General features: G+C 54.5%; 3 protein-coding genes. All 3 read right to left on the minus strand.

What is annotated here, in order from left to right:
• Window positions 1-388: 388 nt before the first annotated feature.
• Window positions 389-1180, minus strand: a complete 792-nt coding sequence (locus B6A39_RS14980; RefSeq protein WP_083006958.1) for an OmpA family protein — start codon at window positions 1178-1180, stop codon at window positions 389-391.
• 80 nt (window positions 1181-1260) lie between these two features.
• Window positions 1261-15090 carry an ESPR-type extended signal peptide-containing protein gene (locus B6A39_RS14985; protein ID WP_083006959.1) on the minus strand — a complete coding sequence of 4610 codons (13830 nt, stop codon included), beginning with the start codon at window positions 15088-15090 and terminating at the stop codon, window positions 1261-1263.
• Window positions 15091-15509: 419 nt separating this feature from the next.
• Complete coding sequence (locus tag B6A39_RS14990) at window positions 15510-16337, minus strand: OmpA family protein (RefSeq protein ID WP_083006961.1); 828 nt, start codon at window positions 16335-16337, stop codon at window positions 15510-15512.
• Window positions 16338-16345 lie beyond the last annotated feature (8 nt).

Consider the following 16345-nt stretch of genomic DNA (forward strand, 5'->3'; position numbering starts at 1 on the left):
AACTAGCAGACAAAAAAATTATTCATAAAAATCATGAGATTATTAAAATAAAAACTTAATCAAAAATAGTGTTTTAGCCGACAAAAAATAGCTACCTATGCAAAATTAATCATGATAAAAAAGGGGTCACTTTTAATTAACCTTTTTAAACAATGCTCGTCAATCTTCCCTATTATTTTTTAATTTACAATTGTTCATAAAAAAGACCTGCCATGACACTGTTTTTATGGGGATACAAAGCCCCTTTATTAATAAACAGTTTTAAACATTTAAGTTTTTCCACTGAAAAAAATTTATGAAACGTAAAAAAATGCCCGTAATGCCCAAGCTGATTAAAGCACGAGCTTCACGGGCGTGACCTCTGAGACAGGGCTATTGACTTACTTGCTTAGTGTGCATGTTTCAGCGTCATCTCCACTCTTCGATTGGGCTTCAGACACTCTTTCATGCTTGGCGTGGCCATTTCCCCTGGGCAAACTACAATAGGATCTAACTCTCCCCTTCCTTCCGTGTTTAGGCTAGAGCGTTCAACACCTTGACTGATCAGGTAACTTCCTACTGTTTCTGCCCTTGCCTGGGACAGCCGCAAGTTGTATTGCTCACTACCGAAACGGTCGGCGTAGCCTGCAACAAAGATACTTGTTGGTTGATCTGTTCCATGAAAGGCTTCCACCACTCGGTCTAACGCACGTCGGCCTTCCAACGTCAATTGATCGCTATCAAAGTTAAATAGCACATCACCGGATAGCGTCAACTTCTCTTGTCGTGGTTCAGCGGCAAGCTCCTCTACTTGGATAGGCACTAACAGCGCTGGACATTGTGCGTCGCGCCAGTACGTGCTTGTGACGCGCATCTCGCGGTCAAATAGCAATTTGTACTGGCAAGTAATGTAGTCACTCCCATTACCAGTATAAAAATTAAAGGCATAGTCCCATTCGCGCACGTCAAAAATTCCTTCGCTAAAATGAGGATGACCGAGTAGTCGCCGTACCTGATCTTTATGCTGTCCTTCGGAAATACGCAGTACGTGATCAGGTTCGATAAAGTCACCGACTTTCAGATAGGTACTTTCGAGGTCCGGGAAGTGTGTATCGCCACCTACCGTTGACTGAGAGCTGGAAACGCAGCCTGCTAATCCGACAGTTACGCTGATTGCTATTAATGTGGATTGGTTTTTCATGGTCACATCCTATTCCGTTATACAAGCCAGTTAGCAATAGAAATTAGGGAGAGGAGAGCCTCTCCCTCAAAGCTTGCGGATTAATCAATCACCCCTGAAATACCGACACCAATAGTGGCACCTGCCCGCGAACCGGCAATGCCTGCGTTTAAGCTCCAGCGTCCATTATCGGCAGTGCGGCGAAAGTTAACGCCAACTGCACTTTCTCCGCCGTGATGGCCTCCCCCTACGTGGTAAGTAAGCTTTCCAGGCACATAGGGTGCATGCCCCATCGCAGCAACCGCCGCAATACCGGCATTGGCATTGCGTTCGACCTTGTCGATACGACCATGGACATTGTTGATTTCATTTGCAAAACGCTGACCCAACTCGTTCATCTGGCCGACATTGACCGCATCGTCTACATTTACACCCGGTGCCACATTAGTAATAGTCGTGCCGTTAGCATTGAAGCCTGCCTGCGTCATGCTGGGTCCATCTTGAATGCGCACACCTTCATTATTGACCGTGGTATTACCCGTGGTAACGCTATCTACTTTTAGCTCACGGTTGAGCGTGACCTGTACCCCCTCTCCCGTTGTCCGGGTGGTGATGTTTTCATCACCAGTCACCGCCACGGTATCACCTAGCTTGCGGTTGACACTTCCCCCTTGGTCAGCGATGACATTCAGCCCCTTATCCACGGTGCTGCCAAGGTCAGCAATACTGTCGCGGTTACCTTCAATATTAGTTGTATTGTTGTTAATGCCTGCACGGTTATCTTCAATACTGCTGGAGTTGCCAGCCACACTCTGGTTGGTGTCATGTAGCTGACCACCAGTCACAGCGTCCGAACTATCGGGTGCGATCTCGCCCGGCGCGACGTTGGTGACCTTAGTGCCATCTTCGCCAGCCAGTTCGACAGCACCTGTATCAATAGACCCGTCATCGTTGCGTGCATATTCGACAGCTCCTTCACCTGTGCCTGGCTCTATTCCAGCCACAGTTTCACTGAGACCTCCCAGGTCACCTTCGACGATAGTCAGTCGGCTATCCACGTCGTTCATGAAATCCACAGCAGCATACAACTGACTACCGTTAATGGCATCGGTACTGTTGGCCGTAACCCTGCCTGCTGCTAGGTTAGTAATGGTACGCTCACCGCCTACATTACCCACACTCACAGTGGCGACCGGATTAGCGCCGGCGAAGGTATATGATTGATCGCCAATATCGATGGAAGTAGTGCCTACCTGTGCACTCGTGCGGGCACCTTCACCTAGCGCCACACTGCCTTGGTGTGATGCCATTGCTTCGTAGCCCATGGCCAGCGAACGGTCACCCGTAGCACGCGCTTCGTACCCAAGGGCTGTGGAACCTTGCGCTTCGGCAAAAGCATCACTCACATCAAGGCCCTCATCGTTGGTACGCGCATAGCGAATACCTCGACCGTTATTAATGATGTACTCGTCACTCAGGTCGCCTGCGATGTTGATGACCCCACCTTCCAGGTTCTTAATCAGATCCTGAGTCGCCCAGAGTTGCGAACCATTAATGGCATCGGTGCTATCTTCACCAATACCACCTTCGCCTACCCCACTAATAATGGTGTTCCCACTCTCATCCATATTGTCTGCATTGATGCTGACACTACCTATATCAACTTGATCAAAGCTAACTTCATCTGCGGTAGCCACTGTGTAGATAACCTGCCCATCATCACCGATGCGATCAGTAACCATGATGTTGTTACCAGCTTCCACTTCCGTTTTGGCGGCGGCGACACTGCTGCCAAGGTTATTGGCAACGTTTTGCAAATCACCGGCGTTAATAACATTACCCAGTGCATCGCCTTCTAGCTCGTCCAGCGGGGTGTCACCAACCCCACTTGCCGCATTGGTAATCTGTTTATTACCAGCATCTATACCTTGTGTAGTGACACTTGGGCCACCCGTGATCACCAAACCGTCGTTACTAATAGATGTATCTCCCACCGACACGCTGTTACCGATACGCACATCATCGGCTAGACGATAATCAATCGAAGTACTGCCGTCTTCGCTACGCGTATGGGAAATCACCACGTTGTCATCGCCGCTAACAAAGTCCACGCTCGCGTTAGGCCCTACATTGCTGCTAGCAGTACCTGTTTCATTTGAGGTGGTGACGTTCCATCCTGCGTTAGCTGAGCTACTAACCTTTTCCAACTGGCTGAGGTTAACCGCATCGTTGGCATCTACCCCATCAGCAAGGTTACTGATGGTGGTGGCGTTCATATCAATGCCGCCACCGGTCAGCGTGGGGCCGCCGGTAATCGCCAGGCTGTCGCTGTTGATACTGGTGAAAGTGACATCATTCGCGGTGGCGATTTTGATGCCACCCGCGTCATCGGTCAGCACGATATTGTCACCGGTGACGAAGTTGGCGACATTATCGTCCTGGTCGAGGGTTTTAACCTCGGTGCCGTCAATCTGTGTGACCACGGTTTGTAGCGCGGAGTCGGCCAGTTCCAAACTGTCTTTACTGGCTTGGCTGAGATCCACCGCGTAGTCAGTGACGTTATCGGCATCGGGGGCGGCGGCAGTCACATCCACCGCACCGGAACCGGCACTCACCGATGCGCCATCGGCATTCACGGTGTAGACCGCCTGACCATCCGCACCGGTGGTTTGGTCAACGCTGGCGACGTTGGTGCCCGCTTCCACCTCGGTTTTTGAGGCAGCGGCAGCGCCTTCCAGCTGACTGAGGTTAACCGCGTCGTTGGCATCCACTCCATCGGCGAGGTTGCTGATGGTGGTGTTATTCATATCGATACCGCCACCGGTCAGCGTGGGGCCGCCGGTGATAGCGAGGCTGTCGCTGTTAATGCTGGTGAAGGTGACATCGTCGGCGGTGGCGATCTTGATACCGCCCGCTTCATCGCTAAGCACGATGTTGTCGCCGGTGACGAAGTTGGCAACGTTATCGTCCTGGTCGAGGGTTTTGACCTCGGTGCCGTCGATCTGGGTGACCACGGTTTGGAGGGCGGAGTCGGCCAGTTCCAAACTGTCTTTACTGGCTTGGCTGAGATCCACTGCATAGTCGGTGACGTTATTGGCATCGGGGGCAGCGGCAGTCACATCCACCGCACCGGAACCGGCACTCACCGATGCGCCATCGGCATTCACGGTGTAGACCGCCTGACCATCCGCACCGGTGGTTTGGTCAACACTGGCGACGTTGGTGCCGGCTTCAACTTCGGTTCGGGAAGCCGCGGCGGCGCCTTCTAATTGGCTGAGGTTAACCGCATCGTTGGCATCTACCCCATCAGCAAGGTTACTGATGGTGGTGGCGTTCATATCAATGCCGCCACCGGTCAGCGTGGGGCCGCCGGTAATCGCCAGGCTGTCGCTGTTGATACTGGTGAAAGTGACATCATTCGCGGTGGCGATTTTGATGCCACCCGCGTCATCGCTAAGCACGATGTTGTCGCCGGTGACGAAGTTGGCAACGTTGTCATTCTCATCCAGCGTCTTAACCTCGGCACCGTCGATCTGGGTGACGACGGTCTGGAGCGCGGAGTCGGCCAGTTCCAAACTGTCTTTACTGGCTTGGCTGAGATCCACTGTATAGTCGGTGACGTTATCGGCATCGGGGGCAGCGGCAGTCACATCCAACGCACCGGAACCGGCACTCACCGATGCGCCATCGGCATTCACGGTGTAGACCGCCTGACCATCCGCACCGGTGGTTTGGTCAACGCTGGCGACGTTGGTGCCTGCTTCAACTTCCGTCTTCGACGCCGCAGCAGCGCCTTCCAACTGGCTGAGGTTCACTGCGTCGTTAGCATTCACCCCATCAGCCAAGTTGCTGATAGTGGTGTTGTTCATATCAATGCCGCCTCCGGTCAGCGTGGGGCCGCCGGTAATCGCCAGGCTGTCGCTGTTGATGCTGGTGAAAGTGACATCATCCGCGGTGGCGATCTTGATGCCGCCTGCGTCATCGGTCAGCACGATGTTGTCGCCGGTGACGAAGTTGGCGACGTTATCGTTCTCGTCTAGGGTTTTAACCTCGGTGCCATCAATCTGAGTGACCACGGTTTGTAATGCGGAGTCGGCCAGCAGCAGGCTGTCTTGGGTGTCTTGGCTGAGCGCGACTTCATAGTCGGTGACGTTGTCACCATCCGGGCCGGCAGCGACCACATCAACACCCGTGCCTGCAGAGACCGATGCGCCGTCGGCATTCACGGTGTAGATAGCCTGACCATCCGCGCCGGTGGCTTGGTCAACGCTGGCGACGTTGGTGCCGGCTTCAACCTCGGTTTTTGAGGCGGCGGCAGCGCCTTCCAGCTGGCTGAGGTTCACTGCGTCGTTGGCATCTACCCCATCAGCCAAGTTGCTGATAGTGGTGTTGTTCATATCAATGCCGCCACCGGTCAGCGTGGGGCCGCCGGTGATGGCGAGGCTGTCGCTGTTGATGCTAGTGAAAGTGACATCATTCGCGGTGGCGATCTTGATGCCGCCTGCGTCATCGGTCAGCACGATGTTGTCACCGGTGACGAAGTTGGCGACATTATCGTTCTCGTCGAGGGTTTTAACCTCGGTGCCGTCGATCTGTGTGACCACGGTCTGGAGTGCGGAGTCGGCCAGCAGCAGGCTGTCTTGGGTGTCTTGGCTGAGCGCGACTTCATAGTCGGTGACGTTGTCACCATCCGGGCCGGCAGCGACCACATCAACACCAGTGCCTGCAGAGACCGATGCGCCGTCGGCATTGACGGTGTAGATAGCCTGGCCATCCGCGCCGGTGGTTTGGTCAACACTGGCGACGTTGGTGCCTGCTTCAACTTCGGTTCGGGAAGCCGCGGCCGCGCCTTCTAATTGGCTGAGGTTAACGGCGTCGTTGGCATTCACCCCATCAGCCAAGTTGCTGATGGTGGTGTTGTTCATATCAATGCCGCCACCGGTCAGCGTGGGGCCGCCGTTGATGGCGAGGCTGTCACTGTTAATGCTGGTGAAGATGACATCCTCGGCGGTGGCGATCTTAATGCCGCCTGCGTCATCGGTCAGCACGATGTTGTCGCCGGTGACGAAGTTGGCGACGTTGTCATTCTCATCCAGCGTCTTAACCTCGGTGCCATCAATCTGTGTGACCACGGTCTGGACCGCGGAGTCGGCCAGCAGCAGGCTGTCTTGGGTGTCTTGGTTGAGCGCGACCTCAAAATCGGTGACGTTGTTGGTATCTGGGCCTGCTGCAACCACATCAACACCCGTGCCTGCAGAGACACTCGCGCCATCGGCATTCACAGTGTAAATAGCCTGGCCATCCGCACCGGTGGTTTGGTCAACGCTGGCGATATTCGTGCCGCCGGTGACTTCAGTTCTTGAAGCTGCGGCGCTGCTCTCCAACTGGCTAACGTTGACGGCGTCGTTGGCATCTACCCCATCAGCAAGATTACTGATGGTGGTGGCGTTCATATCAATGCCGCCACCGGTCAGCGTGGGGCCGCCGGTGATGGCGAGGCTGTCGCTGTTGATGCTGGTGAAAGTGACATCATCCGCAGTGGCGATCTTGATGCCGCCCGCGTCATCGCTGAGTACGATATTGTCGCCGGTGACGAAGTTGGCGACGTTATCGTTCTCGTCGAGGGTTTTAACCTCGGTGCCGTCGATCTGAGTGACCACGGTTTGTAAGGCGGAGTCGGCCAGTTCCAAACTGTCTTTACTGGCTTGGCTGAGATCCACCGCGTAGTCGGTGACGTTATCGGCATCGGGGGCGGCGGCAGTCACATCCATTGCACCGGAACCGGCACTCACCGATGCGCCGTCGGCATTCACGGTATAGATCGCCTGACCATCCGCGCCGGGGGTTTGGTCAACACTGGCGATATTCGTACCGCCGGCGACTTCCGTCTTCGACGCCGCGGCTGCGCCTTCTAGCTGGCTGAGGTTAACCGCATCGTTGGCATCTACCCCATCAGCAAGATTACTGATGGTGGTGGCGTTCATATCAATGCCGCCACCGGTCAGCGTGGGGCCGCCGGTGATGGCTACTTCTTCAAGACCTGTTAGGTTCTTGGCCAGCTTGATTTCAAGCGTATCATCTCCATTAGCAACAACACCGATATTGTTGTCGGTCAGGTCAGTAGCACCGCCAATGATATTGAGCGTCTCGCCCAGTTTGCGATCCACGTCGTTCGGAGCACCGGCGTTATCTCCGGCAAAAGTTAGCGGAGTAGTGGCTTGCGCATTGACTGCTTTCAGCTGCGCTACGTTAACGGCATCACTATCAGTAGTACCTGCCGCAACACCAGTTATCTGACGATATAAACCGTTGCCTTCATCGCCAACCGCCACAGCACCATACGTTGATTTGGTAGCCGCAATATCTAGATCATTATCATCCGAGACACCCGTCAGCGGGTTATAACCGGAAATACCCGCTCCAGTGTTGGCGTTGGAGGCGGTACCAATGGCAACACCACCCTCTTCGCTAACATTTGCAAAGTTACCAAGCACAAAAGCGTTATCTTGATCGATATTATTAGCCGCACCGATCACTGAGGAGAGATCACCACTAACAGTATTTTGGTGGCCGATAGCCGTTGACACCTGGCCAGAAACTTCATTTCGGTAACCGATTGCACGCGAGAAACCACCCCCGGTGACTTTGTTTTCAAACCCCATTGCAACGGACGTTCGTCCTTCCACTTGGTTACCAATGCCAAATGCGGTTGAGTTCTCATTAGAAATATTGTTCTGGTAACCAAAAGCTGATGAGAATCGGCCGGAGACTTCGTTACGCTGCCCAATTACCGTTGTATTTTGTGCCTGCAACTTGTTTTCGCGGCCAATGGCAATAGCGGTAAATGAGTCTTCTGGTGTGCCTGCACCCAAGGTGTTATTGCCACCTATAGCAACCTGATAGTCACTATTTGTCGTGTTATTCACGCCTAAAGCAACTGAGTTAGTTCCCTCCGCTGTGTTTCCGGTACCCACTGAGGTCGCGTTATCGGCAGATGCTGAGTTACTGCTACCAATTGCTGTAGTGTTATCGGCAGATGCGGTATTTCTATCCCCTACGGCTGTTGCAAAATTGCCCTCGGCCAGGGCATTAGTACCGGCTGCCAGAGCATTAATTCCAGAGGCACCATCATTTTCGTAGTTGCTCTGGGCGGTGCCGGCATCATTTACGCTGTAGTAACGGGTACGATTTTCGTTGAAATAATCCAGATTAAGGGCGTCGCCACCGTTTACTGGCGCGCCAACGTTGGTGATAGTGTCACCGCCCATATCAATGCCGTCGCTGTTCAACGTTGGGCCGCCGGTGATGGCGAGGCTGTCGCTGTTGATGCTGGTGAAAGTGACATCATCCGCGGTGGCGATCTTGATGCCGCCTGCGTCATCGGTCAGCACGATGTTGTCGCCGGTGACGAAGTTGGCGACGTTATCGTTCTCGTCTAGGGTTTTAACCTCGGTGCCATCAATCTGAGTGACCACGGTTTGTAATGCGGAGTCGGCCAGCAGCAGGCTGTCTTGGGTGTCTTGGCTGAGCGCGACTTCATAGTCGGTGACGTTGTCACCATCCGGGCCGGCAGCGACCACATCAACACCCGTGCCTGCAGAGACCGATGCGCCGTCGGCATTCACGGTGTAGATAGCCTGACCATCCGCGCCGGTGGCTTGGTCAACGCTGGCGACGTTGGTGCCGGCTTCAACCTCGGTTTTTGAGGCGGCGGCAGCGCCTTCCAGCTGGCTGAGGTTCACTGCGTCGTTGGCATCTACCCCATCAGCCAAGTTGCTGATAGTGGTGTTGTTCATATCAATGCCGCCACCGGTCAGCGTGGGGCCGCCGGTGATGGCGAGGCTGTCGCTGTTGATGCTAGTGAAAGTGACATCATTCGCGGTGGCGATCTTGATGCCGCCTGCGTCATCGGTCAGCACGATGTTGTCACCGGTGACGAAGTTGGCGACATTATCGTTCTCGTCGAGGGTTTTAACCTCGGTGCCGTCGATCTGTGTGACCACGGTCTGGAGTGCGGAGTCGGCCAGCAGCAGGCTGTCTTGGGTGTCTTGGCTGAGCGCGACTTCATAGTCGGTGACGTTGTCACCATCCGGGCCGGCAGCGACCACATCAACACCAGTGCCTGCAGAGACCGATGCGCCGTCGGCATTGACGGTGTAGATAGCCTGGCCATCCGCGCCGGTGGTTTGGTCAACGCTGGCGATATTCGTGCCGCCGGTGACTTCAGTTCTTGAAGCTGCGGCGCTGCTCTCCAACTGGCTAACGTTAACGGCGTCGTTGGCATTCACCCCATCAGCCAAGTTGCTGATGGTGGTGTTGTTCATATCAATGCCGCCACCGGTCAGCGTGGGGCCGCCGTTGATGGCGAGGCTGTCACTGTTAATGCTGGTGAAGATGACATCCTCGGCGGTGGCGATCTTAATGCCGCCTGCGTCATCGGTCAGCACGATGTTGTCGCCGGTGACGAAGTTGGCGACGTTGTCATTCTCATCCAGCGTCTTAACCTCGGTGCCATCAATCTGTGTGACCACGGTCTGGACCGCGGAGTCGGCCAGTTCCAAACTGTCTTTACTGGCTTGGCTGAGATCCACTGCATAGTCGGTGACGTTATTGGCATCGGGGGCAGCGGCAGTCACATCCACCGCACCGGAACCGGCACTCACCGATGCGCCATCGGCATTGACGGTGTAGATAGCCTGGCCATCCGCGCCGGTGGTTTGGTCAACACTGGCGACGTTGGTGCCTGCTTCAACTTCGGTTCGGGAAGCCGCGGCCGCGCCTTCTAATTGGCTGAAGTTAACGGCGTCGTTGGCATTCACCCCATCAGCCAAGTTGCTGATGGTGGTGGCGTTCATATCGATACCGCCACCGGTCAGCGTGGGGCCGCCGGTGATGGCGAGGCTGTCGCTGTTGATGCTGGTGAAAGTGACATCATCCGCAGTGGCGATCTTGATGCCACCCGCGTCATCGGTCAGCACGATATTGTCACCGGTGACGAAGTTGGCGACATTATCGTTCTCGTCGAGGGTTTTAACCTCGGTGCCATCAATCTGAGTAACGACGGTTTGTAGCGCGGAGTCGGCCAGTTCCAAACTGTCTTTACTGGCTTGACTGAGATCCACCGCGTAGTCGGTGACGTTATCGGCATCGGGGGCGGCGGCAGTCACATCCACCGCACCGGAACCGGCACTCACCGATGCGCCCTCGGCATTGACGGTGTAGATAGCCTGGCCATCCGCGCCGGTGGTTTGGTCAACACTGGCGACGTTGGTGCCGGCTTCAACTTCGGTTCGGGAAGCCGCGGCAGCGCCTTCTAATTGGCTGAGGTTAACCGCGTCATTGGCGTTAACACCATCGGCGAGGTTGCTGATGGTGGTGTTGTTCATATCGATACCGCCACCGGTCAGCGTGGGGCCGCCGGTGATGGCGAGGCTGTCGCTGTTGATGCTGGTGAAAGTGACATCATCCGCAGTGGCGATCTTGATGCCGCCCGCGTCATCGCTGAGTACGATATTGTCGCCGGTGACGAAGTTGGCGACGTTATCGTTCTCATCGAGGGTTTTAACCTCGGTGCCATCAATCTGAGTGACCACGGTTTGTAATGCGGAGTCGGCCAGCAGCAGGCTGTCTTGGGTGTCTTGGCTGAGCGCGACTTCATAGTCGGTGACGTTGTCACCATCCGGGCCGGCAGCGACCACATCAACACCCGTGCCTGCAGAGACCGATGCGCCGTCGGCATTCACGGTGTAGATAGCCTGACCATCCGCGCCGGTGGCTTGGTCAACGCTGGCGACGTTGGTGCCGGCTTCAACCTCGGTTTTTGAGGCGGCGGCAGCGCCTTCCAGCTGGCTGAGGTTCACTGCGTCGTTGGCATCTACCCCATCAGCCAAGTTGCTGATAGTGGTGTTGTTCATATCAATGCCGCCACCGGTCAGCGTGGGGCCGCCGGTGATGGCGAGGCTGTCGCTGTTGATGCTAGTGAAAGTGACATCATTCGCGGTGGCGATCTTGATGCCGCCTGCGTCATCGGTCAGCACGATGTTGTCACCGGTGACGAAGTTGGCGACATTATCGTTCTCGTCGAGGGTTTTAACCTCGGTGCCGTCGATCTGTGTGACCACGGTCTGGAGTGCGGAGTCGGCCAGCAGCAGGCTGTCTTGGGTGTCTTGGCTGAGCGCGACTTCATAGTCGGTGACGTTGTCACCATCCGGGCCGGCAGCGACCACATCAACACCAGTGCCTGCAGAGACCGATGCGCCGTCGGCATTGACGGTGTAGATAGCCTGGCCATCCGCGCCGGTGGTTTGGTCAACGCTGGCGACGTTGGTGCCTGCTTCAACTTCGGTTCGGGAAGCCGCGGCCGCGCCTTCTAATTGGCTGAGGTTAACGGCGTCGTTGGCATTCACCCCATCAGCCAAGTTGCTGATGGTGGTGTTGTTCATATCAATGCCGCCACCGGTCAGCGTGGGGCCGCCGTTGATGGCGAGGCTGTCACTGTTAATGCTGGTGAAGATGACATCCTCGGCGGTGGCGATCTTAATGCCGCCTGCGTCATCGGTCAGCACGATGTTGTCGCCGGTGACGAAGTTGGCGACGTTGTCATTCTCATCCAGCGTCTTAACCTCGGTGCCATCAATCTGTGTGACCACGGTCTGGACCGCGGAGTCGGCCAGTTCCAAACTGTCTTTACTGGCTTGGCTGAGATCCACTGCATAGTCGGTGACGTTATTGGCATCGGGGGCAGCGGCAGTCACATCCACCGCACCGGAACCGGCACTCACCGATGCGCCATCGGCATTGACGGTGTAGATAGCCTGGCCATCCGCGCCGGTGGTTTGGTCAACACTGGCGACGTTGGTGCCTGCTTCAACTTCGGTTCGGGAAGCCGCGGCCGCGCCTTCTAATTGGCTGAAGTTAACGGCGTCGTTGGCATTCACCCCATCAGCCAAGTTGCTGATGGTGGTGGCGTTCATATCGATACCGCCACCGGTCAGCGTGGGGCCGCCGGTGATGGCGAGGCTGTCGCTGTTGATGCTGGTGAAAGTGACATCATCCGCAGTGGCGATCTTGATGCCACCCGCGTCATCGGTCAGCACGATATTGTCACCGGTGACGAAGTTGGCGACATTATCGTTCTCGTCGAGGGTTTTAACCTCGGTGCCATCAATCTGAGTAACGACGGTTTGTAGCGCGGAGTCGGCCAGTTCCAAACTGTCTTTACTGGCTTGACTGAGATCCACCGCGTAGTCGGTGACGTTATCGGCATCGGGGGCGGCGGCAGTCACATCCACCGCACCGGAACCGGCACTCACCGATGCGCCCTCGGCATTGACGGTGTAGATAGCCTGGCCGTCGGCGCCGGTGGTTTGGTCAACGCTGGCGACGTTGGTGCCTGCTTCAACTTCCGTCTTCGACGCCGCAGCAGCGCCTTCCAACTGGCTGAGGTTCACTGCGTCGTTAGCATTCACCCCATCAGCCAGATTGCTAATGGTGGTGGCGTTCATATCAATGCCGCCACCGGTCAGCGTGGGGCCGCCGGTGATGGCGAGGCTGTCGCTGTTGATGCTGGTGAAAGTGACATCATCCGCAGTGGCGATCTTGATGCCGCCCGCGTCATCGCTGAGTACGATATTGTCGCCGGTGACGAAGTTGGCGACGTTATCGTTCTCATCGAGGGTTTTAACCTCAGTGCCATCAATCTGAGTAACGACGGTCTGGAGCGCGGAGTCGGCCAGCAGCAGGCTGTCTTGGGTGTCTTGGTTGAGCGCGACTTCATAGTCGGTGACGTTGTCACCATCCGGGCCTGCAGCAACCACATCAACGCCAGCACCCGCAGTGACACTCGCCCCATCGGCATTCACAGTGTAAATAGCCTGGCCATCCGCACCGGTGGTTTGGTCAACGCTGGCGATATTCGTGCCGCCGGTGACTTCAGTTCTTGAAGCTGCGGCGCTGCTCTCCAACTGGCTAACGTTGACGGCGTCGTTGGCATCTACCCCATCAGCAAGATTACTGATGGTGGTGGCGTTCATATCAATGCCGCCTCCGGTCAGCGTGGGGCCGCCGGTGATGGCGAGGCTGTCGCTGTTAATGCTGGTGAAAGTGACATCATCCGCGGTGGCGATCTTGATGCCGCCTGCGTCATCGGTCAGCACGATATTGTCGCCGGTGACGAAGTTGGCGACGTTGTCATTCTCGTCGAGGGTTTTGACCTCGGTGCCGTCGATCTGTGTGACCACGGTCTGGAGTGCGGAGTCGGCCAGCAGCAGGCTGTCTTGGGTGTCTTGGCTGAGCGCGACTTCATAGTCGGTGACGTTGTCACCATCCGGGCCGGCAGCGACCACATCAACACCCGTGCCTGCAGAGACCGATGCGCCGTCGGCATTCACGGTGTAAATGGTACCGCCGTCAGCGTTTTCGCTCACTACAACATCGGCAATGTTAGTTCCTGCTTCAACCTTAGATTGTGCAGCGACTAACTGGCTGACGTTGACCGCATCATCAAGTTCGGTACCTGCTGCTACACTGGTGATCTGGCGGCTTCCGATATCTACCGCTGACTGAGTGGCCACCGTACCATTAATTGCGGCTGTGTCTGCTGCCGTCGCGCCAAAGGGTACATATCCCGCTATGCCTGCTGCGGTATCTGCTACCGAACCAGAGCCTAGCGCCACTCCTCCCGCTTGTGTGACATCCGCATTATTACCCACCACCATGGCATCGGAGACATTGATGTTATTGTCGTTGCCAATAATGCGACTGCCATCAGCGGTAGCCGCAAGGATGTTACGGTTACCGAAAGCACCGGCCTCGTCAGCGTCGATGGTATTGTCGTTGCCCAGTGCGTAGCTGCCTGCGCCCGTGATGATATTAGGATCACCGATAGCGCCAGAACTTGTTCCAGAAACTTCGTTAGCAAAACCAATACTGATCGTTTTGTCACCAGAAGCGATTGCACCCGTGCCTATTGCCAGAGAGTCGCCCCCTGATGCCTTGGAGTCCAAACCTACCGCGATACTTTGCAACTCAGTAGCTTCCGCCCTCTCCCCCAACGCCAAGGAGGAGTTACTTGTAGCTTGACTGTTTGAACCAAGCGCCAAGGCAACGGACCCCATAGCTTGTGCTTTATCCCCAATGGCAATTGAACGCTCGCCCAGGGCATGAGTTTTCTCTGCATTATTATAATTAGTTCCACCACCTGCACCACCGATTGCAATGGCCTTCAGACCTTCTGCCGTAGCAGAGTGCCCAATAGCTAGTGAAGACTCTCCGATCGCTGCAGAAACATTTCCTATTGCTTGTGCATAATCTGCGCCCGCAAATGATTGTCGGCCGAATGCCAGCGATGTTTGATTTGCGGCTTTACTAGCAGGCCCTAAAGCAAGCGAATTCACGCCTGCGCTTGCATACGCTCCTATCGCAACACCGACTCTTTCAGTATTGGCATTCCCACCAATAGCTACCCCTCCCCCAAGCGCCGAGGCATTTTCCCCTAATGCAACCGATGCAGAACCAATATTATTGAAAAGAATATTGCCATCTAAATCGGGAGCGTAAAAAGGATTCCCTCTATTTAATAACGTAATACTAAGGTCATTGGAAATCGACTGAGCCCCAATAGCAATATTGTTATTCTCACATGCCTCCGCGTCTTGGCCGATCGCAATACGGGTATTATTCCCGTTAGCACAATTATTCGCCCCAGCAGCAGTATAGGCGTTAGCATTTTGCGGTGTAAAAACTGTGATACCTAAGGCAACGATTGTTGTAAATAGGATAGTGATATTTAAGGAGCTAGTGCGTTGCAACGTTGGCACTTGGCCAATTTTATTTCTACCCGCTCCAGCTTTTTGCTTAGAGTTAGCCGCTTCTGAAGCAACGACTAGACGACCTAACGCCCGCTTCCAGATTAATCGAAATACGTTGTTCATTGCGCTTACTCCCCTGCCCTTTAAACGGACAACACACTAATCTATTAATCCAGGAAAACTAGAAACATGCCTGCTATCAGCAAACATAATTAACAATTCTTCCCCAAACATTAGCGTTATGAATATCAAAGCAAGGTCGCCAATAAAAATTTAAAAACATAATCAATAAACTAATTGGCGTAGACAATCATCTAGCAAGAAATCTTGCCCCTTTTCTTCATTGTTATCAGCAGAAGGTTTTCACACAAGCAAGAGAGACAATTGTTAACACTAAAAAAATCATTAACCAAAGCTACTAAAAAAACTTCTAAACAACCCTCCAGCATAAAGAATTAAATTATATTAAATAAAAAACCGAAGCTTAAAAAAGCTTCGGCTTAATAATTTTCATTAGCAAAAAGTTTAGTCCTATACGTCGATTAACTATTGGTAACTATTACCTCCACTCTACGGTTAGGCCGTAAGCACTCCTTCACACTTAGCGTGGCCACTTGGCCTGGGCAATCAACTACAGGATCAGCCTCCCCCCTTCCCAGCAATGTCAAATCACGGCGGGCCATCCCCTGCGTCACTAGATAGCTGCCGACTGCCTCCGCACGCGCCTGAGATAAGTTAATATTATACTGATCCTCACCAAACCGATCCGTATAACCGACAACTAACACACTAGGTGATGAGTAGGCATCAAGAACCATATCTGACACCCGTTCCAAAGCTCGCCTCCCCTCTAACGAGAGCTGGTCGCTATCAAAGTCAAACAATACATCGCCTGATAAGGTTAGCTTCTCCGCGCGCGGCTCAGCAGCAATCTCTTCTACTTCAATTGGCACTAACAGCGCTGGACACTGTGCGTCTCGCCAACGCGTGCTTTCTAACGCCATCTCATCGTCATAATGCACTTGGTATTGGCAGGTGATGTACTCATTGCCGTTACCCGTGTACAAGTTGAACACATAGTTCCACTCTCGAACGCCAAAGAACCCTTCCGAATAATGGGGATTTCCAATCAACTGGCGTACTTGGTCCTTCGTCTGGCTTTCCTGAATACGTAAGATGTTTTCAGGATCAACAAACTTGCCGCCGTCATACCAGTTACCCGCTAGTGCTGGAAAGCCATCTCCGGCGTCACGTAACTCGGTTCGGTCGTTATTAGGTGGGCTAGCGCAGCCCGTCAAAACGAGAACGGCGGCGATACTGGCGGCCCCGAGGGCCGCCTTGGTCATCATGCTGTTACTAAGATTATTCACGTCGTTCT

This window comes from Halomonas sp. GT, from assembly GCF_002082565.1.
Taxonomy (GTDB): Bacteria; Pseudomonadota; Gammaproteobacteria; order Pseudomonadales; family Halomonadaceae; genus Vreelandella.